This window comes from Paenibacillus sp. JT22N1, from assembly GCF_059692155.1.
In genome coordinates this window covers 69076-92860 of the sequence record NZ_JCAUAW010000016.1, presented here as the reverse complement: position 1 = coordinate 92860, position 23785 = coordinate 69076, and the positions used below count along the sequence as shown (strand labels likewise).

Annotated in this window: 22 protein-coding genes; 17 read left to right on the top strand and 5 right to left on the bottom strand. The window is 47.7% G+C overall.

Features of this window, described 5'->3' with window-relative positions; genetic code table 11:
* A complete protein-coding gene (locus AC58UU_RS27815; RefSeq protein WP_497320485.1) occupies positions 1-1509 on the top strand; it encodes an ABC transporter ATP-binding protein in 1509 nt (502 codons plus the stop codon).
* On the top strand, positions 1500-2294 hold the full coding sequence (locus AC58UU_RS27810; RefSeq protein WP_497320484.1) for an energy-coupling factor transporter transmembrane component T family protein: 795 nt from the start codon (positions 1500-1502) through the stop codon (positions 2292-2294). The genes AC58UU_RS27815 and AC58UU_RS27810 overlap by 10 nt, the downstream gene beginning before the upstream one ends.
* A gap of 54 nt (positions 2295-2348) precedes the next feature.
* Here AC58UU_RS27810 and AC58UU_RS27805 read toward each other — a convergent pair whose 3' ends face one another.
* Both AC58UU_RS27805 and AC58UU_RS27800 read right to left on the bottom strand, forming a co-directional pair.
* Positions 2349-2744, bottom strand: coding sequence for a YuzC family spore coat inner layer protein (locus tag AC58UU_RS27805; protein WP_497320483.1), 396 nt, complete (start codon positions 2742-2744; stop codon positions 2349-2351).
* A gap of 96 nt (positions 2745-2840) precedes the next feature.
* Positions 2841-3527 (bottom strand): ArsR/SmtB family transcription factor, encoded by a 687-nt coding sequence (locus AC58UU_RS27800; protein WP_497320482.1) that lies wholly within the window; start codon positions 3525-3527, stop codon positions 2841-2843.
* 172 nt (positions 3528-3699) lie between these two features.
* On the opposite strand from AC58UU_RS27800, the gene AC58UU_RS27795 reads away from it, so the two are divergent.
* The 7 genes from AC58UU_RS27795 (at position 3700) to ptsP (ending at position 10498) form a co-directional block, all read left to right on the top strand.
* Positions 3700-4584 carry a DMT family transporter gene (locus AC58UU_RS27795; protein WP_497320480.1) on the top strand — a complete coding sequence of 295 codons (885 nt, stop codon included), beginning with the start codon at positions 3700-3702 and terminating at the stop codon, positions 4582-4584.
* Between the two features lie 207 nt (positions 4585-4791).
* The gene (locus AC58UU_RS27790; protein ID WP_171639901.1) at positions 4792-5577 is read left to right on the top strand and encodes a DeoR/GlpR family DNA-binding transcription regulator; all 786 of its coding nucleotides are present in this window, start codon (positions 4792-4794) and stop codon (positions 5575-5577) included.
* Entirely contained in the window at positions 5574-6530 is a 957-nt protein-coding gene (gene pfkB, locus AC58UU_RS27785; RefSeq protein WP_497320478.1) for a 1-phosphofructokinase, read from the top strand. Before AC58UU_RS27790 ends, pfkB begins: the two co-directional genes overlap by 4 nt.
* 14 nt (positions 6531-6544) lie before the next feature.
* Positions 6545-7918, top strand: coding sequence for a PTS fructose transporter subunit IIC (locus AC58UU_RS27780; RefSeq protein ID WP_497320476.1), 1374 nt, complete (start codon positions 6545-6547; stop codon positions 7916-7918).
* Positions 7919-7990: 72 nt separating this feature from the next.
* Positions 7991-8443 carry a PTS sugar transporter subunit IIA gene (locus tag AC58UU_RS27775; protein WP_497320474.1) on the top strand — a complete coding sequence of 151 codons (453 nt, stop codon included), beginning with the start codon at positions 7991-7993 and terminating at the stop codon, positions 8441-8443.
* Between the two features lie 15 nt (positions 8444-8458).
* Positions 8459-8737, top strand: a complete 279-nt coding sequence (locus AC58UU_RS27770; protein WP_497320473.1) for an HPr family phosphocarrier protein — start codon at positions 8459-8461, stop codon at positions 8735-8737.
* A gap of 39 nt (positions 8738-8776) precedes the next feature.
* Positions 8777-10498, top strand: a complete 1722-nt coding sequence (ptsP, locus tag AC58UU_RS27765; protein ID WP_497320472.1) for a phosphoenolpyruvate--protein phosphotransferase — start codon at positions 8777-8779, stop codon at positions 10496-10498.
* A gap of 45 nt (positions 10499-10543) precedes the next feature.
* Here the strand turns inward: ptsP and AC58UU_RS27760 are convergent, their stop codons facing one another.
* Positions 10544-12154 (bottom strand): S-layer homology domain-containing protein, encoded by a 1611-nt coding sequence (locus tag AC58UU_RS27760; RefSeq protein ID WP_497320470.1) that lies wholly within the window; start codon positions 12152-12154, stop codon positions 10544-10546.
* 870 nt (positions 12155-13024) lie between these two features.
* On the opposite strand from AC58UU_RS27760, the gene AC58UU_RS27755 reads away from it, so the two are divergent.
* The 8 genes from AC58UU_RS27755 (at position 13025) to AC58UU_RS27720 (ending at position 21554) form a co-directional block, all read left to right on the top strand.
* The gene (locus AC58UU_RS27755) at positions 13025-13732 is read left to right on the top strand and encodes a FadR/GntR family transcriptional regulator (RefSeq protein ID WP_497320468.1); all 708 of its coding nucleotides are present in this window, start codon (positions 13025-13027) and stop codon (positions 13730-13732) included.
* A gap of 58 nt (positions 13733-13790) precedes the next feature.
* Positions 13791-15020 carry an MFS transporter gene (locus tag AC58UU_RS27750; protein WP_497320467.1) on the top strand — a complete coding sequence of 410 codons (1230 nt, stop codon included), beginning with the start codon at positions 13791-13793 and terminating at the stop codon, positions 15018-15020.
* 124 nt (positions 15021-15144) lie between these two features.
* Positions 15145-15726, top strand: coding sequence for a nitroreductase family protein (locus AC58UU_RS27745; RefSeq protein ID WP_497320466.1), 582 nt, complete (start codon positions 15145-15147; stop codon positions 15724-15726).
* Between the two features lie 245 nt (positions 15727-15971).
* Positions 15972-17018, top strand: coding sequence for a LacI family DNA-binding transcriptional regulator (locus tag AC58UU_RS27740; protein WP_497320464.1), 1047 nt, complete (start codon positions 15972-15974; stop codon positions 17016-17018).
* Positions 17019-17042: 24 nt separating this feature from the next.
* Positions 17043-18461, top strand: coding sequence for an extracellular solute-binding protein (locus AC58UU_RS27735; RefSeq protein ID WP_497320462.1), 1419 nt, complete (start codon positions 17043-17045; stop codon positions 18459-18461).
* A gap of 72 nt (positions 18462-18533) precedes the next feature.
* Positions 18534-19409 (top strand): ABC transporter permease subunit, encoded by an 876-nt coding sequence (locus AC58UU_RS27730; protein WP_464649348.1) that lies wholly within the window; start codon positions 18534-18536, stop codon positions 19407-19409.
* 9 nt (positions 19410-19418) lie between these two features.
* Entirely contained in the window at positions 19419-20279 is an 861-nt protein-coding gene (locus AC58UU_RS27725) for a carbohydrate ABC transporter permease (protein WP_497320460.1), read from the top strand.
* Between the two features lie 9 nt (positions 20280-20288).
* Positions 20289-21554 (top strand): CehA/McbA family metallohydrolase, encoded by a 1266-nt coding sequence (locus AC58UU_RS27720; protein WP_497320458.1) that lies wholly within the window; start codon positions 20289-20291, stop codon positions 21552-21554.
* A gap of 85 nt (positions 21555-21639) precedes the next feature.
* On the opposite strand, the gene AC58UU_RS27715 is transcribed toward AC58UU_RS27720, so the two are convergent.
* On the bottom strand, positions 21640-22554 hold the full coding sequence (locus AC58UU_RS27715) for a pseudouridine-5'-phosphate glycosidase (RefSeq protein ID WP_497320457.1): 915 nt from the start codon (positions 22552-22554) through the stop codon (positions 21640-21642).
* 8 nt (positions 22555-22562) lie between these two features.
* Positions 22563-23663, bottom strand: a complete 1101-nt coding sequence (locus AC58UU_RS27710; protein WP_497320455.1) for a carbohydrate kinase — start codon at positions 23661-23663, stop codon at positions 22563-22565.
* Positions 23664-23785: the final 122 nt, after the last annotated feature.

The following is a 23785-nucleotide window of genomic DNA, read 5'->3' as shown; positions in this document are numbered from 1 at the left end:
ATGAGCGAAGGAATGAGCGTTACGAATTTAAGGTTAAAATATCCCGGAGACGCCCCCCTGTTATTTCAGGGGGTTTCCTTTTCAATTGAACCTGGAGAGAAGGTACTGCTACTGGGGCCGAGCGGCTGTGGCAAATCAACCTTGCTTCAAGTGCTGAGCGGTATTGTGCCTGAAATTGTAGAGATTCCTCTCAAGGCAGATGGCATCCACACTCCAAGCCGCTCAGGCTATGTGTTTCAAGATCCGGAGACACAGTTCTGCATGCCGTATGTGGATGAGGAAATTGCTTTCGTCTTAGAAAATTTACAAGTCCCTCGTGAGGAGATGCCTGCTCGTATCGCATATTATCTAGAGCTGGTGGGGCTTCAACTAGAAGACACCCATACCTTGATTGGGAATCTGTCGCAAGGAATGAAACAGCGGCTGGCTATTGCGAGTGTGCTTGCCCTAGAGCCGGAAGTGCTGTTCCTTGACGAGCCTACGGCGCTTCTGGATGAAGAAGGCACTGAGCAGGTATGGGAAACGATTCGAAGGATTAGTACTGAGAAAACACTAGTTATCGTGGAGCATAAAATAAGCGGCATCCTAGGATTCATCGACCGCTTGATCGTCATGTCACCAGATGGAGGACTGTTAGCGGATGGTCCGCCTCGAGAGGTGTTCAAAGCTTATAAACAGCAAATGATCGACTACGGGATTTGGTACCCTGGTGTTTGGGACGATAATGAGATGGAGCTAAAGTCTCGGAACAAAACTGAGGACAAGAGTGAAGACAAAAAGGCCTCCGTCATTCAGACTGCGGCGCCAGTCATGACCCTTCGTGATTTTGTAGGGCTACGCGGAGGACAGATCAAGACCTCTGTGGATAACTTGAGCGTCTATCCTGGCGACTGGATTACCGTTGTCGGCGCCAACGGCGCGGGCAAAAGTTCGCTGCTGCTAGCGATCATACGGCTCATTCCGACCCACGGCAGCTGCTGGATCGAGGGGGTTAAGGGCAGCAAAGTCGAGCAGCTTGCTGAGCAAGTCGGCTTTGTGTTCCAGAACCCCGAATTCCAATTCGTCACGAATTCGGTAGAGGAGGAGCTGGCCTACTCCTTGCCGGAGGCGGAGCAGGGGCGGGAAATGCAGCGGTCGGCTGTAGAGCGGCTGCTTAGGGAATACGACCTGCTCGCGCTGCGCAAGAGGCATCCGTTCCAGCTGTCGATGGGCCAGAAGCGGCGCTTAAGCGTGGCGTCCGCGATGGTGCGCGGACCCCGCATCCTGCTGCTGGATGAGCCCACCTTCGGTCTCGATGCGCACGGTACGATGCGCATCTTGCAGCAGCTGGAGCGGCTGCGGGCGAGCGGAACTGTGATCGTGATGGTCACGCACGATCCGGAGATTGTGAAACGCTGCGCCACTCGCGTTTGGCAGGTTGAAGCAGGGCATGTGAAGGAGTTGCCAGCTGAGAAGCTGCTGGTCTCAGCTGCACATGCTCCGGAAGGAGCTGCGATGCTATGCAAATAACGTTCGCGTATCGTGAAACCTGGCTCCACCGGGTGAATCCGGGTGTGAAGCTTATCCTGTCCGTCTTGCTGTTTGTTGTTGTCGTGTTCACGCATAATTTGAATGCCATGATGTATTTGACCTTGGGCGCACTGGTGCCGCTCTTCTTATTCTCAGGCCATCCAATGAAGCGGCTACTGTTGTATGCTTCACCGTTCCTGCTTATCTTCCTATCCTCTTCCACAGGGATGATGATGTTCGGAAGCGGAGATACGATGTGGTACCAGCTGGGTTTCATCCGAATCACCGAAGAAAGCTTCTATCGCGGGATCCATCTGGGCTTTCGGGGCCTTCAGGTTGCCGCAGTCGGGCTGCTGTTCAGCTTGACCACACGGCCCGTTGCATTATTTTATGCCATGATGCAGCAGTGGAAGGTCGCGCCGAAATACGCCTACAGCTTTCTCGCCGCGCTGCGCATGCTGCCGCTTATGCTCGAAGAATTCCAAACCCTTCGCTATGCGCTAAAGGTGCGGGGCAAGAAGAAGCGGAATCCGATCACTGGCTGGTACACGACGCTGCGCATGTATGCCATTCCGCTGCTAGCCCAGAGCATTCGCCGCGCCCACCGGACGGCTGTGGCCATGGAAGCGAAGCGTTTTTCTGCGCAAAAAAAACGGACTTATTATTATGTATCATCCTATTCGATGTTAGATGTTTACTATATCTTTTATTGGATTGTGCTCGTCATTCTAGCTAATTGGCTGGGGAAAGTTTGGCCATTGTTGAACGCAGCGGACGTCCGATAAGAACTATGAAGAGCAATCCAAGCCAACGAACATGTTGGTTTAGATTGCTTATTTCTATTTGCCCCATTTAATAGACATTGATAAGTTGCAGCATGGCATTCCTTGTACGTGTGGGGATATCGTGAATTGAACGCTACTGGGTGTGTAGCTGGTCGTAACGACAGATTCACAGCCGAAGGAGTGAACAATCCGATCCACTTCCTTCTGATTGCCGGTCTGGGCGGCCGTCATTATTTGTTGGGCGATGGATGGTTCGGCAAGCTTTTTGAGTACGAGCGAGGCATCTTCCATCAGTCGCTGAAAGCTGGTGATGGAATGCACAAGTATTTTCGTATCGACTGGAGGAAAATCACGATGCCAAGCCCAGTAAGCAGGGTAGTAAGCAGCACGAATAGGGTAACGATCATAGGGCGAATAGGGGGGTGTGTAATAGGAAGGAGGATAATTCATGGATGATCTCCTTAGAGTTTTTTGCCAGAAATAGGCTACACCAATATATGTGGATGGGGGATGGTGTGGTTCCTGTAATTTACGTATCGTTAGGATTCACAGCACAACGCCGAATTCATCGTGAAGTCCTTGCAGACCTTCAGGGGTGACGCGAACAGCCCGACTATCGGGCAGCCGTTCAATCCAGCGAAGTTCGAACAGCCGGCGAGTGAGCGCAGCGCCAAGCGTGCCCGAGATATGATGGCGGCGCTCGCTCCAGTCGAGGCATTGCCGCGCATAATGGCGCCTGCGTTTGCGGTCTTCCTCGACCTCGACGCCGAATCGTTCCAACCGCTGCTTACCCGCAGGGCTGAGGATGAAATCCTTGCCTGCCTCCTGCAGCAGGCCTAACTCAAGAAGCCGGTCCGTCAGGGATACGCCAATCTGGCCGGCTATATGATCATAGCAGGTGCGCGCATAGCGCAGCGCCCTTAGTTGATCTGATTCGCGCAGTGAGCGAATCGGCTTCGGGGAGGCGATCGCTTGCAGCGCCTCCAGGGCATAGGCCACCTCGGCGCTCGCCAGCCGGTAGTACTTGTGACGTCCATACGACTCATGGACGAGCAGACCGCCCTCCACCATCTTCGATAGGTGGGAGCTTGCTGTCTGAGGCGTAATACGCGCGAATCGCGCGAGTTCGCTTGCGGGCTGCGATTTACCACCGAGAAGATTCAGCAGAATCGTGATGCGTGATGGTTCGCCTATCAGTGAAGCCACTTCCACAATATTTGGAATCGTACACATCCATATCAGCCTCCGCTTCATACAATCATACTTCGATACAGAACGAAATCAATTCAGTTTATAATCGATATATACTAAGGTTAGTATTACAGTTATACTTCGATAATAAACGAAATTTGAGTGTGAACACAACAGTCATCCTGAACGTGTATGTAGCCTATGGGAGGATAATATGAATCGCTATTTATTTGGATTAATGGTTGTTGTCACAACATCACTGATGGGATCTTCCTTCGCTGTCGGTAAAATGGGTTTAGCTTATTTCTCACCTCTTCTGTTGGTAGGCTGTCGCTTTACGCTGGCGGGACTAATTATGGCTCTGTTTGTGAGAAAAAGGCCGCGTCCAGGTGATCTTCGAGACTGGGGCAAAATCATGTGCGTGGGGCTGTTCCAAACAGCTGGCGTCATGGGCTGCATTTTTCTAAGCTTACGCACAATTACCGCTGGGGAGTCTTCGATTTTGACTTTCACCAATCCACTGCTCGTCATCGTGCTGGGAACACTGTTTCTAGGCGCAAAATACCGAATTTCCCAATGGATTGGAGTCATGATCGGCTGTGCAGGCGTGTTTATCACGCTGGGTGTTCACTTGCAGTTGCAAACGGGTACTCTGCTTGGGATGGGATCTGCGATTTCGTGGGCTATCTCCACATTGCTCGTTAAGAAATGGGGAGCCAGTTTCGATGTGTGGGTCCTAACCGCTTACCAAATGCTGTTCGGCGGTCTCCTTCTCCTTGTTATGAGTCTGACCATGGAAACTCCGAAGCTAATCCTAGGAGTATCCGCCGTGTTGATTCTATTGTGGCTTGCAATCATGGCCTCCATCGTGCAATTCGCTTCATGGTTCTTCTTATTGAAACAAGGGAATCCCGGTAAAACGAGCGCCTTCTTATTCCTCGCCCCGTTCTTCGGTGTTTTATCAGGGTGGCTGCTGCTTGGTGAAGTCATAGAATGGTTTGTGTATGTAGGGGGATCACTCATCCTTATCGGTATTTTTTTCGTGAATTGGACGTTTTCAGCCCGAACTTGGAGAAAAGCGAAAGTGACCTCATCATAGCTTCTAAAAACCCACCCCTTTGAGGGTGGGTTTTTCATGCGCGGCAGCTTAATATGTTGTGATCAAATATGACTATTATGAAAGAAATTACCTCTAGAAAGCGCTTTACAAATAAATATCGATCACATATAATCATAAATGAGATCAAACAATCAAACGCATGACCGTATATGCGCAAATCTATGAAATGGAATAGGGGGGGTCGTGATGCTGTTTGAGGAAGAACGTCAGCAGAAGATCGCCGATTATGTTCAAGTAAAAGAGCGTGCGTCCGTTCAAGAGCTGGCTCAGCATTTTCAGGTGTCTGAATCAACGGTCCGCAGAGATCTGAAGATCCTTGAGGAAGAAGGCAAGCTTCGCCGTACGCATGGAGGAGCTGTAGCTTTTGTCAGTGACAATTCAGAGCCTACTTTTGTGGAAAAAGAAGATCGCTATCGTTTACAAAAGGAGCTGATAGCCAAAGAAGCCGCTTCTATGGTTCGAGAAGGCGATTCCATCATACTCGATTCGGGAACTACAACTTATTATTTGGCTAAGGAATTGAAAACATTCAAAAAGCTTACGGTAGTAACCAATTCCGTTGCAGTAGCTCAAGAATTGTCTGCCAACACAGGAATCGATTTGATTCTTACGGGCGGCACCTTACGTCATGAAACGTTGGCGATGGTAGGTCCGTTAGCTGAGAAAGCGCTAGAATCCGTACATGTAGATAAAGCCTTCGTGGCTATCAATGGTCTAGATCCTGTCATTGGATTGACAACGCCGAATATGTTGGAGGCTTCGACTAAAAGGGCTTTCTTCCGTTCAACCAAGCAAGTGATTTTACTCATGGACCACAGCAAATACGGAAGAGTATCTTTTGCTAAGGTTGCGGCATTATCCGAGATTGACCAACTGTTGACGGATGACGGTATATCGGACAATGCACTGAAAGAGCTTGATACTGCTGGGGTTACCGTTACCGTCGTACAGACGGGTGGGAGGAAGTCATGAAACCTGTCTTGACGATTACATTGAATCCTGCCTTGGACAAAACGGTAACTGTGGAAGATTTTGTTCTTGGTGGATTGAACCGAATTAAAGAATGGAGAATGGATGCTGGAGGAAAGGGCATCAATGTCGCCAAAGTATTGAAGAATTTTTCCGTTGATGTGACGGCTTGGGGCTTGTGTGCAGGGCGCCAGGGGAATGTGCTGACGGATACACTTACAAGTCTAGGCATCCCAAATTGGTTTGTTCAGGCGAAGGGTGAAACAAGAACGAACCTAAAGGTCTACGTGGAACAAACCCAAGAAACAACAGAGTTGAATGAGCCAGGATTCACGGTAGACGATGACGTGTTAAGTCAATTTCTTGATCGTTTCAGAACCGATATTCATCATGTTTCGTTGGTTGTCCTGGGGGGCAGTTTGCCAAAGGGAATACCTAGTGATTTCTATAAGACACTTATTCAGATTGCGAATGAGGCAGGAGTTCGGACCGTATTGGATGCCGATGGTGAGCCTTTCGTCCATGGTATTGAGGCTGTTCCCTACGCGATCAAGCCGAACATTCATGAGCTGGAGTCATTCTTCGGAGAGCCCTTCCGGACGGATGAAGAGATTATCGATGCGGCAAGAAGATTAATCGTTAAAGGAATTGCTTGCGTGGCCGTTTCTTTAGGTGGAGAGGGATCGATTCTTGTAACGGAGACGGAGGCCATTCGCGCCAAACCTGCTCCAATTACTCCCCTAAGTACAGTTGGAGCTGGGGACTCCATGGTAGCCGCGCTCATTTATTGCATGCTGCATGGCATGTCGCTGGAAGAAGCTGCGAGGTGGAGCTCGGCTGCAGGAACTGTTACGGCTTTGAAGCCAGGAACACAGGTTTGTACGCTTGCTGAAGTGGAAGAAAAACTGGGCAGTGTGAACATATGGTCTATTCCAAAAACAACAAATTCGAATTGAAGGCGGGGGCGTCTATGAAAAAGATTCTTGCTGTTACTGCTTGTCCAACCGGTGTTGCACATACGTATATGGCTGCTGAATCCTTAGCAAAAGCAGCTAGAGAAAAGGGTATTACGATTAAAGTAGAAACCAGGGGAGCTGTCGGTGTAGAAAACGAGTTTACCGAGCAGGAGATTGCCGAAGCTCATGCCATTATTGTAGCTGCAGACACGGATGTATTAGAATCCCGTTTCGCTGGAAAGCCGGTTGTTAAAGTCCCTGTGGCACAGGCAATCAAAAATCCAGCAGGCCTTCTTGATGAAGCGTTGAACAAAGAAGCGGCCTCTGCGGATGATTATCTAAAGCAAGTAGAGCAGTCGAAATCTCAGCGCAGCGCTTCACGAACAGGGGCATATAAGCATTTGATGACAGGTGTTTCAAACATGCTTCCTTTGGTTGTTGCTGGCGGATTGCTCATTGCACTTTCTTTTATTTTTGGAATTGAGGCTTTTAAAGAACAGGGTACTTTTGCCGCAGCTTTAATGGACATCGGCGGCGGAGCAGCTTTTGCTTTGATGGTACCGATCTTGGCGGGATTCATCGCCTTCTCCATTGCGGAAAAGCCGGGCTTGGCGCCGGGTCTTGTTGGTGGGATGCTTGCTTCAAAAATGGGAGCAGGTTTCCTTGGCGGAATCATTGCCGGATTTCTTGCGGGTTATGTCGCGAAGCTGTTGAAAGATTATATCAAGATGCCTAAGAATTTTGAAGGCTTGAAACCTATTCTAATTATTCCTTTATTGGCTACCGGAATTACTGGACTTTTAATGATATATGTCATTGGCGAACCCGTAAAAGCAATTATGGATGGTTTGACGGTATGGCTCAAATCGCTCGGATCCACGAATGCTGTATTGCTCGGTCTTCTGCTGGGAGCGATGATGGCATTCGATATGGGCGGCCCTGTGAATAAAGCGGCCTATACGTTCGCGGTAGGGTTGTTGGCCAGCAGTGTATATGGTCCCATGGCAGCGGTGATGGCTGCCGGTATGACACCTCCGCTTGGTTTGTGGCTGGCAACGATATTGGCTCCAAAGAAGTTTACGAAGGAAGAGCGGGATGCCGGTAAAGCGGCTTCTGTTCTGGGAATTTCATTTATCACGGAAGGTGCCATTCCGTTTGCCGCAGGCGATCCGTTCCGCGTGATCCCTTCGATCATGGTCGGCTCCGCTTTAACAGGCGCTCTATCCATGCTGTTCGGTGCTACTTTGCGCGCGCCTCATGGAGGGATTTTCGTCCTGCCGATCCCGAATGCCGTCAGCCACCTGGGTATGTATGCTCTTGCTATCGTAGCAGGGACAGTTGTTACAGCCATCATGCTGAATATATTGAAGAAGCCTGTAAAAGACTAAAATTTTACACCAATTAAAACTAATCACGCAGGGGGAATCTCTTCCCCCTTTACATTTAGGGAGGATACAAATATGAATATTCAAGAACTGCTGAATGAACAAAGCATTTTGATTCCATTGGAAGCAACAAGCAAAGAAGAATGTATGAAATCCATGATCGACGGACTTGCAGCCGCTGGCTGTATTTCGGATAAAGCAGCATACCTGGAGGCGGTTTTGAAGCGGGAAGAGACAGGTTCGACAGGTATTGGCTTCGGGGTCGCTATTCCTCACGGGAAGTCGAACGGAGTTAGCAAGCCGGGCGTTGCTTTTGCCAAGTTGACTGGGCCTCTTGATTGGAAATCACTAGATGACCAGCCTGTGAGGATCGTCTTCATGATCGCCGTGCCAGAGGCCGCTGCAGGCAATGAGCATCTGCAAATTTTGATTGCTCTCTCCCGTAAGTTGATTCATGAGGATTTCCGCGAAAGCTTATTGAAAGTGACCGAAGCGCAGGAATTAATAACGATTTTACAAACCATCTAAGAGGAGAAGACAACCATGATTTCAAAAGAACTTACGATCCGGAACGATTCCGGCTTTCATATTCGTCCTGCCCAACTGTTTACGGAAAAAGCGGGATCTTTTCAATCAACCGTAAAGCTTGAATATTACAATGAACCTAATAACGCGATCATAGACGGGAAAAGCATTCTTGGTCTTATGACGTTAGGGCTGGAGAAGGGCTCGGTTATTAAACTGACAACAGAAGGACCTGATGAACAAGCGGCGCTGGATGCTTTGGCTGAATTGGTGGAAAGCGGCTTTGGAGAAGTATAAGAGCTGCTTATAGCAGCTTGAGGGATAGGAGATGCTAGCATGACGGAGAGAGTATTGCAAGGTCTAGGGGTATCTGCCGGCATTCGCACTGGTAAAGCATTCGTGTACGCTCCAGTGCGGCTAACGGATGTAGAGAAAAAGAAAACGCAAGATACCGATATCGAGGTTGAACGGCTTCGCAAAGCCAAAACTGCGTGCGAGGCTGAACTGCAGGTTCTTATTGAAAAGGCGCAGCGTACACTTGGGGAAGAAAAGGCTGTGATTCTGAAAGGGCAGATCAGCTTTTTGCAAGATCCAACCTTTTATCCACCCATGGAGAAATTAATAGTAGGCGAGCAGTGGACAGCGGAAAGCGCGATACATCAAGTGGTCACGCAGGTTGCTGCTCTGTTCGAAAGCATGAAGAATGAATATATGCGGGAGCGCGCGGCAGATGTCCGTGATGTAGGAAACCGGATGTTCGCTCAGTTATGTGAACGCAAAGGAACACAGCTTTCCGATATCGAGGAGCCTGTCATTCTCGTAGCGGATGATTTGACACCTTCTGATACGGTTCAGTTGGACAAAAATTTGGTGCTCGGGTTTGTCACTCGTATAGGAGGCAAGACTTCCCACACCGCTATTTTGGCTAATTCATTAGGAATCGCAGCGATTCTGGGATTAGGGGATGGGATTGATCAGATTCGGCATGGAGATGAGCTTCTTATTGATGGCTCGACTGGAAACTGTATCTTAAACCCATCGGCACCAACCAAAGAATCCTACCACGCTCTCATGCAGCGTGATGAAGCCGAGAAGGCCGAGCTGCTGGCCTATGTGGAGCGGGATGCTGTCACGAAGGATGGCTTCCGTGTAGAACTGGCTGCAAACATCGGTACAGTGGAAGAATCGGCAAGCCTGCTGAGCCAAGGGGCTGAAGCGGTAGGACTGTACCGTACAGAGTTTTTATTTATGGGGCAATCTCAGATGCCTGACGAGGAAACCCAATATAAGGCTTACCGGCAAGTAGCAGAAGCAATGAAGGGACGTCCAGTTGTTATTCGTACGCTAGATATTGGCGGCGATAAGGAGCTTCCTTATCTGGATTTGCCGAAGGAAATGAATCCCTTTCTTGGCTACCGGGCCATTCGACTTTGTCTGGACCGTAAGGAGTTGCTTATTACCCAGCTTCGTGCGATTTTGCGAGCGGGGGTTCACGGTGATGTGAAAATCATGTTTCCGATGATTTCGGGCATGGAAGAATGGCGTCAGGCGAAAGAAATCTATGAGCAGACTCGCGAACAGCTTAGCCAAGAAGGAATCCCTTATGCGGATTCTGTAGAATTGGGAATTATGATTGAAATTCCATCAGCAGCATTGCTCGCTTCCAGATTTGCCAAGGAAGTTGACTTCTTCAGCATCGGGACGAACGATCTTGTGCAGTACACGGTTGCTGTCGATCGTATGAATGAGAAGGTAGCTTATTTATACGATTATTTCCATCCCGCCGTCATTCGACTGATCAAGACGGTCATCGATGCTTCTAATGCTGTAGGCAAATGGAGCGGAATGTGCGGTAGTATGGCAGGTGACCCGATTGCTGCACCGCTTTTGCTCGGCTTAGGTCTGCATGAATGGAGTATGGCGTCTTCATCGCTTTCTAAGGTGAAGAAAGTGATTACGGATTTGAACCGCAGCGATTGCGAGGCGTTAGTTGAAAGGATTTTGGAGATGGACACGGCGGCCGAGGTTAGAGAGGCATTGCTGGCGTTTAAGCATTAAAAAAAAGACCGTCAGGGTATCCCTGACGGTCTTTTTTTGGTTCTATTAGCGGTTAAGTGTCACGAAGCTTGTTGCTTTTTCACCTGTTGGAGTTACTGCGGTTAATTCGAAGGAAGTTACATTCCCCGTCACCAAAACCTCACCTGCTGCGTCAACCGCTACAGTTCCTATAGCTCCGAGCGCAGCATTTCCTTTGATATCATTCGTTATGAAAAGGGTACCCAGTGCAAAGTTATAATCTTGCATCTCGTCTTTTTCATACTTAATGCCATAGCTATCTGTCAGGGAAAGATCCATCGCCGTATAAGCATCGAAGTTTGCTTTGTAAACACCACCTGTTACTGACATTGTTTTCTCTATGGATGTATCGCCTGCTTTTATTTCTTTGGCACTGATTGCATCATTTTTAACAGTGACTGTTACGTGTAATTGCTTTGCGTCGCCATTTCCAATTTGAACCATAACTGCAACGTCAACAGTCCCCGGCTTGTTGCCCAAAACGTAAGCGCGGTGGTCTGCAGAAAGACCTACTTTCGCAATACTAGGATCAGAGGAAAAAACGGATTGAACGATGCCTGGAGTGGCAACAGTTTCGCCGCTTGCTGATGTTACTTTGATCTCAATTTCTTTGGCAAATTTACTGAGAGTTGGATCCTCTGCTTCAGTTTTCATAGAGCCTGTTAATGCTTCCGTCAGACCGCTATCAAGTACATTAGCTATTGTGTAGGTGCCGACAATCGAAACGTTCCCTGTGTTAGGAGCTGTAACGCTAAAGCTGCCAGTTGTTGTTTGGACAGTGGAAGCATCGAGTCCACCAAGTGTTACCGTGTAATCGCCCGCAGCGAGCGCAAGAGTAGTCGTTAATGTTACCGATTGACCATCACTAGCCCATTCTGTTGTTGTAGGGACGACAGTTGAACCATTTTTCAAAGTGAGCGTTGCTTTGCTAGCATCTACTTTTTTATTGAAAGTAACTTGAACCTTCTTATTGTCGGAAGAAGAGGCTTGCGTTTTTGTAATCGAAATGCGTGTTTGATTCCCGAAAACTTCCTGAGCTGTAAAGGAGCTTAGAACAAGGTCAGCGCGGTTGGCAGGTTGGTCGCCAGATTTACTAGTAGGGTGAATGCCAAGATCTGTTGCTTGTTTCACAGCATCTGCATACCAAGGTGAGCCTGTCATGGAAATCTTTTTGCCTAAACCTTTAAGCAGTACGGTATCCAGCTGAGCTGTCGTTACAGAATCGCCGGGAATGAAAGTTGTGTCTGTGACACCGTCTATGAGACCGGCTTTTTTGGCTGCTTCAATATAAGGGATGGCCCATCCATTCGCTGCATCATTGGCATTAACATCAGAGAAACTGGACACCTTAACGGTAGGATCTACAGTGATGTTGTAAATTAATGTGGCTACTTTGGCAAATTGAGCACGAGTCATATTTTGCGTAATGCCAAATGTGCTGTCCGAGACGCCTTCAAAAATACCAGCTGCAATCATCGCATCAATCTTAGCTTTAAGTGTGGCATCACTACCAGCCAAATCTGTGAAATCAGCGCTTGTTTTGGCAGCAGCGGAAGCAGGTTGAGAAAGTGCAGCTGAAGTAAATAAGGAGAAAGCCATTGCGGCCGTCGCGATCATCGTGAGTTTAGTGGATTTCATAGTACCTCCCAAGGGTTAATTACATATTTTGAATCTAGCAAACTATCGTTATGTTCTATTGCTATAACTATACCTTGCATGATGGAGCACGTCATTGTCAAATTCTTGTCAGTCTAGGCAGGAGAGTGCTAAAAAGTGCGAACAAGTGTAATGAGAATGATAATTAAACTCATTTACTAACTTTTAATTATTCACTTTACAATTGTAAGTGGAATGGTTATAATTACCTCAGCACCACAAACAGTGAGGAGGTTGAGATCATGGGTAAATGCGCATGCGGAAACACACAAAACACTGAAGGTAACTGCGATGGTTCACACGCTAAAAAAGACAAATAAGTCTCGTAAATATAGAGGTAAAAAAGGACTTCCGCGAATGTTAAATTCGATGAAGTCCTTTTTTTTATGTCGTCTAATGAAAGTTGATTGAAATTAGCGGCTTTTGATAAAGGGTAGAGCGGATTAGGAAGGCAAGTTGTACAACGTACAACAATTTCCTTGATTTCTTTTGGGCAAGCTAAGGATGTTGTATATTGTACAACAATTTAGCCGATTTATAGGCTATAGAGCTACTTTTGGCTAGAATTGTTGTATTTTTTACAACAATCGCGTGAAAAACGCCGATTAGCTTGCCTAAAGTTGTACAAAATACAACATTAGCATGGAGGAGCAAGCGAATGCTTAAGCATATAGGCCGTGAGCGCAACTTCTTTTGCAGCAACCCATACAAAAATCTAGCTCAAGGACGGCATAAGCTAGTTTTGCAATCAATTTGGAGGTAGGCACTGTCAAGTTGCTTAATCAAATTGTAAAAAATAGGATGAAAACTCGAGAGCGCCTATGCTATACTATTTAAACAGGAGATGATCTGATGAATTCGAAAATGTCATTCCAGCCGCTAAACCGGCCTAAATTGGTTGACGATGTTGTTAATCAATTGCAAAAGAAAATATCGGAAGGCGAAATGAAACCCGGCGATAAGATTCCAACGGAACCCGAGCTTATGCAGCAATTCGGTGTCGGACGTTCGACGATCCGAGAAGCGGTCAGAGTGCTTGTGCATGCGGGTCTGCTCGAAAAGAAGCAGGGTTTCGGCACTTTTTTGACGGCAAACACCGGTATGCAGGAGCCGCTTGATCATAGGCTTCGCAGAGCCGAGATTCTGGAGGTTTATGAGGTAAGAAGGATGCTCGAACTGGAAATTTCCCGATTAGCCGCTGAGCGCCGCGATGATTATGATCTGGAGCAGATGCGAGGCGCATTGGATCAACGGTCGGAAGCGCTAGAGAAAGGCGATACGAGTACCTATCTGAGCTCAGATGTAAAGTTCCATCTGTCCATCGCCATCGCGAGCAAGAACAGCGTTGCTATCGATCTATACCGGTCTTTCTCAACCGTGCTGCTTGAAGCGTCTTACAAATTGGTGAGCGTGCAGAGTGCCCATGATCCCCACAATCTCCAGCACGAAAATATGTATCAAGCGATTAAAGACAAGGATGTATCAGCAGCCGAATACTGGACCAAGCAAAATCTAGATGAAACGGTCAGTCAGCTTAAAAAGTATCTTAACCAGGAGTAGTTTTATTCTCCTATAATTTTAAACATCAGATGATATGATGAAAGGGGTTTTTGATCACATGTCCGTTTCAAGCAATGCTCGTAATAGTACCGTTTATGCTATTTTATTTTCAATAAGCTTGGTTCATTTGTTGAATGATGCGATTCAATCCGTTATCCCTGCGGTATTTCCGATTCTTCATGATTCGCTGCAGCTTAGCTTTACACAAATCGGATGGATTGCCTTCACTCTGAATGTGACGGCCTCGATGTTTCAACCCTTGATTGGTCTGTACACAGACGCGAAACCGAAGCCATTTCTGCTGCCCGCAGGTGTGTTTTTCTCTCTTATGGGAGTGATTGTTTTGGCTGTGGCGTCTTCGTTCGTACAGGTTATTTTAGCCGTCATCCTGGTTGGTCTGGGTTCCTCTGTCCTACATCCGGAAGCATCGCGTGTGGCCTATTTGGCTGCTGGGCCTCGGAGAGGACTGGCGCAGTCGATATTCCAAACAGGCGGTAACATCGGGCAGGCTTTGGCTCCTGTCTTTACTGCTCTTATCTTTGTACCGTTTGGTCAATTCGGTATCATCTGGTTTTCATTTGTAGCTGCGGCTGCGATTGTTGTTCAGTTTTTCGTTGCCAAATGGTATCGAAAGGCGGGAAGCCGTCCGTCTACAGCCAACAAAAACGGGGGTGTCAGAAAGAAACTCCCTCGTAAAATGGTTGCCTATGCGATATTTATTCTAATCATGCTGTTATTTTCCAAGTTTGTTTATGTGGCCAGTATGACAGGGTTCTACGCCTTTTATTTGATTGAACATGACCAGCTTTCGGTCGAAAGAGCGCAGCTCTTCATATTCACTTTGCTTGCTGCCGGAGCTGTAGGTACGTTCATGGGTGGACCTTTAGCGGATCGTTTTGGGAGACGTAATATGATCTGGTTCTCTATTTTAGGCACTGCACCGTTCTCGCTGCTTCTGCCATATGCCAATTTGTTCTGGGCAGGTGTCCTTTGTGCGTGTATTGGGTTTATTTTGCTATCCGGTTTTTCCGTCATTGTCGTTTATGCACAAGAGCTGCTGCCAGGCAAGGTAGGTACGGTATCTGGATTGTTCTTCGGATTGGCCTTTGGTTTAGGCGGGATCGGATCTGCTGTGCTGGGGACGCTGGCGGATGCAACAAGCATCGCCTTTGTTATTAAACTCTGTGCCTTTTTACCGTTAATCGGATTGTTAGCAGCCTTCCTTCCGACAGATAAAAAGCTAAATTTGCATGATATTGAGCTGCCGCAAACTGCAGTGAAAGCATGATTCAGTGAGGCATAGGGGAAACCTCATAGTTACTAAGACGATGCTTCTCATGTAGGTTTGCAGAGGGAGCATGGGTCGTGCAACAATAGAAATAGAATTAGCAATAGGGAGAGGAGTGGGATTCATGGATATGAAAGAAGCGATTCGCCATCGCCGCAGTATCGGGAAGGTTAAACAGGATCCTGTCGACAAATTACTAATCGAAGAAATTCTTGAATCAGGCACTTGGGCGCCTAACCATTGTCATACAGAACCATGGAGGTTCTGGGTCATGACTGGAGAAGGTAGAGGATTGCTTGGTCGAGGCTACGCCGAGGTTGCCGCTGCAGAAGCGGATCCGACGCTTTCTGAGGAGGAGTTATCCAAGCTGAAAAGCGCTCAGGAGAAGAAAGCATTCCGAGCTCCTGTTGTTATTGCCGTGGCCGTAACACCCTCAGTGAAGCCTGTAGTTCCGGAGATCGAGGAATATGCGGCAGCGCATGCCGCTGTGCAGAATATGCTGCTTACAGCGCACGCACTAGGCCTAGGAACGATATGGCGGACGGGTGCACCTACTTATCATCCGAAGATGCGGGAGACGTTCAGTCTAGTGGGAAAAGAGGAGTTGGTGGGATTCATCTATATCGGTTACCCGGACATGGAACCACCGAAGGCAGTACGGGTGCCGTTCACGCAGAAGACAACATGGGTAAGCGAAAAAGCGTAAAGATTTATCGAACTTAAAAGAACCGTCAGGGATATTCCCTGGCGGTTTTCTCTTTTTGTGTAAACAAATCGTCGAACCGGTTTCATGATTTGTTATCATAGCTTGCAAGGAAATGCTTGAATTTCCTTGGTTTTTGATTAAAACGATCATCGAAAGCGCTTATTCCCTTTACAAATAATTATGCTCTATTTAAAACTCCGTTGATAAAACCGGTTTAATATGAAAGAGAAGTGAGGCGAGCTTATATGGCCAACATAGATGATGTTGCAAAAGTAGCTGGGGTATCCAAGAGCACAGTGTCCAACGTGTTTAGCAAAAAAAGGCCGATCAGCAAGGAAGTATCGCAGCGTGTACTGGAGGCAGCCTTAGATTTGAATTATAGACCCAATTACTGGGCTCGCAGTTTAGCAAATAAGAAAACGAATATCATCGGGTTAAATATGGCTGGTGAGCAAGTGAAATTCAGTCAGTTCCATCTGGGCCTCTTTAATGGCGTGTTGAGAGAGTGCTATAACCAGGGCTATCGTTTGCTGGTAAACACCCTGTCTACTGAATTCTCCAGTCAAGTTGAGCATTTGGCTACAGATCCCGTAGATGGCGACATTCTTCTGGATCCTGCTGCAAATGATGAGAGAATTTCCGAGCGAATAATGCGTAACGTGCCGCTTGTCGTGATCGGAAGGCCACAGGAGGAGTTCGAATCCAGTGTCTCCTATGTGGATAACGACAATATAGGGATGGGACAAATCGTTACCGAGTACCTTCTGCAATTAGGCCACAATCATATCGCGTTCCTCAATGCACCGAAGGAAAGAACGGTCGCTCAAGACCGCGAGCATGGTTACTACAGAGCCTACAATAAAGCCGAGCTGTCAGTTGATGCAAAGTTCATTGTGTACAAAGATCGTAGTCTAACGTCCACTGTCTACGGCTATCAGATGACCAAAAAGCTTTTAGCATCTTATCCACATATTACAGCCATCATTACGGATACAGATAAAGTCGCTTTAGGGGTATATCAAGCTGCTGCAGAGCTTAATTTGCAAATACCGCAAGACCTTTCTGTCTTTGCTTTCAGCGATGATTCTGTCTTCGCACCTGAATTCAAGCCACCTCTTACCGGGGTTAGGCTCAATGGGGAAGTACTGGGAAGCGAAGCAGCCAAACTGCTCATCGAACAGTGCCGTCAACCGAATGCCATAGCCAAACGCATATTGATTCCTGCCAGTTTAGTTTATAGAGGCTCATGTGCCCGAGCGAGAGTTAGCAACACTCTAAAACCCCATAAATAGATAGAAAAATAGGAGGCCATACCCATGTTCAATAAAAAAGCAGGAATCATCGCAGCCGTCGTGTTATCGACAAGTTTACTAGCCACAGCGTGCAGTACGAATACCGATAAAACAACAACAACAAACACTGGTAGCGAAACTTCCAAGCCGGCCAAACAAGAAACCCTTCGTATTCTAAGTGGAGTTGCAGGGGGCAAGACGCCGGAAGAGAATGTTTTGTTTGAGAAGGAAGTAGAACGATTGACTGGTATTAAGGTCACCATCGAGAAACCAGCAGCCGACTATGATAAAAAACTATACGCGGCGATTTCTGCTGGCGAAAAATATGACCTCATTTATATGGGCAAAGGCAATATGGATGTCCTTGTTGATCAAGGTGCGCTGATGCCGCTAAACGATAAGATCAAAGCTTCCAAGATTTTATCCGATCCTAAAGTGATCCCTACTAAGGAATGGGACATGATCACTTACAAAGGCGGTCAGATCTTCAGTGTATTTAATAAATCAGAAGGCGGCACGCTGCCTACCGTTCGTCAAGATTGGATGGACAAGCTTAAGCTGCAGCAGCCGAAATCATTGGAGGATTTCTACCAAGTATTGAAATCATTCAAGGAAAAAGATCCAGACGGTAACGGTAAGGACGACACCTATGGCTTGTCCACGGCTGGGTTATACGATATTCAAGGGTTTATGAGCGCAGCAGGCGTGAAATATAAATATGTAATTGATGCTAGTGGCAAGCGCTCGATTCCTTATGCAACAGAAGCAGCGGTTCCGATTTATGAGTGGTTTGCGAAGCTGTACAAGGAAGGTATTCTAGACCCGAACTTCGCTACCAACGATTCAGCCAAAATGAGAGAGCTCTTCTTGACGAATCGTGTTGGGATGGTCACGTACTGGGATGCATGGGTAGGTTTGTTCAATAATATGAAAAAAACGGATGATCCTAACTTTAAAGCCAAAGCAATCGCTGGGGCTGTAGGGCCAGACGGCAAAATCATGCTTCGCCGCGGCGACCCAAGTGTTTGGGGAATTCCAGTAAATGCCGAGCATGCAGATACGGCCGTTAAATTTTTAGAATTCTGGCACTCCGAGAAGGGGAACATCCTAAGTACATTAGGTATTGAAGGCGATGACTACACCGTTAAAGATGGGAAATATACGCTAACCGATGAGGGAGTTAAGCATGGTATGGATCATGGTGCTCCGTTCCCGAACAACACGAACTTCAAGAACCCGATTGGTACGCTGCCAGGCGCTATTGAAGGCCGCCAAGTTATTTTCGACAATAATGCAACGATTGAAAACTCTACCAAAGACTGGCCGAGCGCTGAAAAAATCGTAACCAATTACGCTTTCCAAGCGATGATGGGCAAATTGCCCGCAGCAGACGCTGTGAAAAAAATGAATGATGAGCTTAAAGCAGCTAAACTAATTGACTAAATTGAGAGAGCGGAGGCGGGGAGTAACTCCCTAGCCGCCGCTTTACTTTTCATAGATAAGGGGGGACGTCTAGTGACCGCATGGGCACGTTATCGGGTAATGTATCTCATGATGATTCCCGTTGTGATTTATTTTTTAATTTTCTCTTATTACCCGCTCATCAAGGGCTTGCAAATCTCCATGCAAAATTTTCGGATTATTGGAACTCGTCCGTTCGTGGGTCTTCAGAATTACATTGTTGTTTGGAACGATCCAGTATTTTGGCGCGTCTTGGAGAATACCTTAGTGATTGGAATCGGGATGTTAATTGTAGGCTTTTTTGCCCCGATTATTACAGCTCTCTCTTTAAATGAAGTGCTTAAAACATGGTTTAAGAAGCTGACGCAAATGGTTATTTACTTGCCGCATCTATTTTCCTGGGTTGTTGTAGGAGGCATCTGGATCATCATGCTGTCTCCGGACGGAGGATTTGTTAATGATTTGTTGAAGCTGCTGGGTGCTGCGAAACCGATTCATTTTTTTGCGGAAGTCGACTATGCCCAAGCCTTGATGGTCTTAACGAACACTTGGAAGGAAATGGGTTTCACCTGCATTCTTTATTTGGCCTCTATCGTGACCATTTCTCCTTCTTTGTATGAAGCCGCGCGTATGGATGGAGCTGGACGCTGGCAGCAAATTCGTTATGTAACCTTGCCTCAGCTCATTCCGACTATGAAGGTTGTGACCTTGCTGAATATGATCGGTATGCTTCGGATGTTCGACCAAATGATCATTCTAAGTAATCCTGTTATTGCCCGAAAAGTGGATGTACTGATGACGTATACGTATCAAAAAGGAATTCTTGAGTTCAAAATGGGCGTCGCATCAGCCGCAGGCTTTCTCGTTGTATTGGCAACGCTGATCTTAGTGTTCGCAACCCGCAAATTGATTCGTTATGACGAGGAGTGAAGTCGTGTTATGAATAAATCGTTGAACGGCAGGGACTTGCCCTTCCATTTAGTAAACAGTCTCTTCCTGCTGCTGCTTGTAGCGACGATGATCCTGCCAATATGGAACACCTTTGTCATCTCCATATCCTCTAATATCTCATCCATGCATGGGGGTATTAGGTTATGGCCTTCTGAGCCGAGCCTAGAGGGATACCGAACAGTATGGCAGCGCATTGAGCTGTGGAGACCTTTCGGTTTGAATGTACTGGTGACGTTGGTGGGTACGTTTGTTCACGTGCTGCTATGTTCAATGGCCGGGTATGTGCTGCTGCATAAGGGACTGCCTGGGCGCAAGCTGATCATTAGCTTTATTTTGCTTACCATGATGGTTCCGAATGAAGCCGTTATGATCCCCCTTTACGTTGTGAATAAAGAGCTAGGCTTATTGAATTCCGTGTATGCGTTGATTTTATATAGTTTGGTTTCAGGTTTCAGTATTTTACTAATGAGAAATTTCTTTGGAGCTGTTTCGTACGAAATGGCGGAGTCCGCTAAAATCGACGGGGCGGGTGAGTTTCGCATTTTTTCCACGATGTATGTGCCGCTTGCTAAACCAGGATTGGCTACCGTAGCTTTGTTTGAATTCGTCTCACGTTGGAATCAACTGACGCCTGGACTGCTCTATATCACTGATCAGAAAATGTTTACTTTGCAGGTAGCGCTGCGCTCACTCGTTATTCAGTCCGACTCTACTAGCAGCAATTTGTTTATGACGCCAAATGTTCGGATGGCCGGTGTCATGCTAGCCTTGATTCCATTGGTAGCTATTTATCCATTTGTGCAAAAATATTTCGTAACAGGCCTTATGGTCGGTGCTACGAAAGAATAGGAGGAGCCAATGAGCATCGTGACGATATCTCGTTTCATTACAAGTGAGGAAGCCGATCGTTATTTGGAGGTTCCTTTTCAAGTAGCCGCAGGCATGGAACGTATTCACGTTAGCATAGAAGTGGAAGCCCATGGACCAGGAGGCTGCATTATTGATCTCGGTTTAAAGGATACGGATCAAGTAAGAGGCTGGAGCGGGGGCGCGAGAACCGAGTTTTATGTGGAGCTTGAAAAGGCGACTCCCGGATATGTACCTGGGTACTTGGTGGAGGGGGAGTGGTGTGTGCTGCTCGGCACGTACCGGATTCCACCGGCAGGATGCACCGTCATTGTGAAGGTTGCCTGCACCCCCAAGGAAGGGCGTTGGCTGAAGGGCGATCTTCATATGCATACCGTACACAGTGACGGAGCTCTGACATTATCCGAGAATGCTCGGATTATGGAAGAGCTGGGCTGTGATTTTCTAGCGATGACGGATCATAATACGTACAGTCAAAACCTTGCATCTCCGCATGAAACGGGCGTTGTTTTAATTCCTGGTATGGAATTGACAACGAATCATGGCCATGCGAACTTCTTAGGTGTTGTTAAGCCTGTGGTGGATTTCCGTGCGACTAGCTCGGAGCAGGTGCAGGAACGTATACGTGAAGCAAGAGCGAATGGCGCGCGCGTCGTGCTGAACCATCCCCATTGTCCGAATTGCGGCTGGGAATGGGACTTCCTGGTCGATTATGATTGGGTGGAAATTTGGAATGGGCCTTGGCGGGAAGCCAACCGCAAGACTCTCGACTGGTGGCATGGGCAGCTTTGCATGGGTAAACGCCTCACCGCCGTAGGCGGCAGTGATATGCACCGGTTTGGAGGCTACATCAGTCACAGTTCGCCTACAACCTGGGTTTACGCATCCTCTCGAACCGTTGACGGCATACTGGATGGTATCGACACAGGGCGCGTTTTTCTAAGCTACTCCCCAGATGGTCCCGTCATGGAGTTGAACGCAGGGAAGTATAATATGGGCGATGTGGTGCCTCAGGACGCACCTGAGCGTGAAGGAAATGCAAAGCTTGTGGTGACAGGTTTACTTGCAGGGGATGAGGTAAAGCTCATCTCCGATCGAGGTGTCGAGCGCTCGTGTGTCGTTTACAATGAGCATTCGCTTGAGTTATTTGGTGAACTGGCAGGTCGAAGCTTCTATCGGGCAGAGGTTTGGCGGTATTTTGTCGAGGTGCATGAAATGCTTCTTGCATCTGTAAGTAATCCTTTGTATATGGCATAATGATTGCCATTTTAATCATTAAAAAACGAGCCGCCAGAACTTCTGGGGCTCGTTTTTTTGATAAGTCGAGATCAGGTGGACTCGACTACTTGTTCTTTAGGGCAACCGCAACCTGCGCGGCCGTTTGCGCGTTGTGGTAAACGAGCGCGATGTTCGTCTCCAAGCTGCGACCTTCGGTCAGCTGTTTGATGCGCGCTAGCAGGAAAGGCGTGACCTTCTTACCGGTCACGTTTTGATCTTTGGCCTCAGCCAGCGCTTGCTGGATGACGCTTTCGATCTCCTTATGGTCCATCGCGGATTCCGCAGGGACCGGGTTTGCGATGATGGCGCCGCCGGCGAGGCCCAGCTCCCACTTGGTGCGCAGCATGGCCGCAACCTCAGCTGCCTCATCGAGGCGGAAATCAACGCCGTAGCCGCTTTCGCGGGCGTAGAAGGACGGGAACTCGCTCGTTTTGAAACCAACCACGGGTACGCCGTGGGTTTCCAAATACTCGAGCGTACGGCCAATATCGAGGATCGATTTCACGCCTGCGCAGACGACAGCGACGTTCGTTTGTGCCAGCTCCGTCAAGTCAGCGGAGACGTCCATCGTCACTTCACCTTCGCGGTGAACGCCACCGATACCGCCGGTAGCGAACACTTCGATGCCAGCAAGCGCCGCGCCGATCATCGTTGCCGCTACGGTCGTCGCGCCGATTTTGCCGGATGATAGGATGTAAGGGAAGTCACGACGGCTGACTTTTTCTACATTGGCCGTTGTCGCGAAAGCCTCAAGCTCCTGCTCATTCAGGCCGATTTTGATTTTGCCATCCATAATGCCAATCGTTGCTGGAACAGCACCGTTGTCGCGGATGATTTGCTCAACTTTTTTAGCCATTTCAATGTTCTGCGGATAAGGCATCCCATGGGAAATAATCGTTGTCTCCAAGGCTACGATTGGCTTATTGTTCGCGAGAGCATCTTTCACTTCGTCGGTAAATGTCAGGTAGGATGTGTTCATAATAGGGATCAGTCTCCTTTAGTTATTGATTGTATGGTTTGTTGCAGTCGTTCTTTGGTTAGCTCACTTGCTACGGATTGATCGGTTTGAAGCGTAATATGTGCCGCAGCGAGACCATAGGAGCAGGCCTCCATAAAGGTATGTTGATGCGTCACACCATAAGCGATACCAGCGAGGAGAGCATCGCCTGCGCCGGTTACTTCTACGACTTTGGTAGGAATAGGAGGGAAAAGCTTCTCACCTTCCTCGCCTACATACATCACACCCGCGCTGCCGAGTGTAATGAATACGTGTTTCACGCCCCGTGCCTGAATAGCTCTAGCCAGCTTGGCATAATCTTGATCGGTTTCTACCGAGGAACCAGCAAGCAGTCGAGCCTCTTCAAGGTTAGGGAAAATCGCTGTAACACCATGAAGCTCCTGCGGGAGCTTTTTTGCTTTTTCGGAAGAGACAGGGTCGATGAATAGCGTGATGCCTTCTTCTTTGCAGCGCTTAATTAATTCTTGGAGCGTATCCGCAGGCAAATTCGTATCGACAATGACGAGCTGTGAAGCGGCAATATGGGACCATTTGTCCATCAAAAGCTGGGGTGTACATTTATCGTAAATTTCCATGTTGGCAAAAGCTAAAAACATCTCGCCCGTGGCATCAAGCAGCGCCGTGTAAGTCCCCGTGTTCTCGCCCTGTAGGACAATCGTTTGGCTGACGTTAACACCGCGCTTTCGTGTTTCTTCAAGCACCCACTGGCCAGCCTTATCGTCACCGACAACGGTTAGGAGTGCTGTCCGGCAGGATAAACCAGCGAGTGTTTCTGCGATATTGCGCGCAACACCACCGCAGGACTCGGTGACCGTGACCGGATTCGAGGAGGCCAGTCGAATGGCCATCTTGCTGACCGCTTTACTGTCGAGGTTCGCGCCGCCGATACACATGATTGTAAGCTCATCAGATGTGACATAGGCTCGGCCTCGGATCGTACCTTTCTTGGTCAACGCAGCAATATAACCGGCAACAGCGGATCGAGAAATGCCTATCATACTGGCTATTTCATTTTGGGAAATGAATGGATTTTGACGTATGAGTGCTAAAATTTGCTGTTCACGATCCATGAAAAGCTCCTTTCAAACGAAGAACTACCTTTAGCTTAACGCAAAATAAAACAAATGTCTAGTGTATAAACAAATGTTTGTAAACAATTTAGCGAAATAGAAAAAAGCCTTTCCCTAATCTG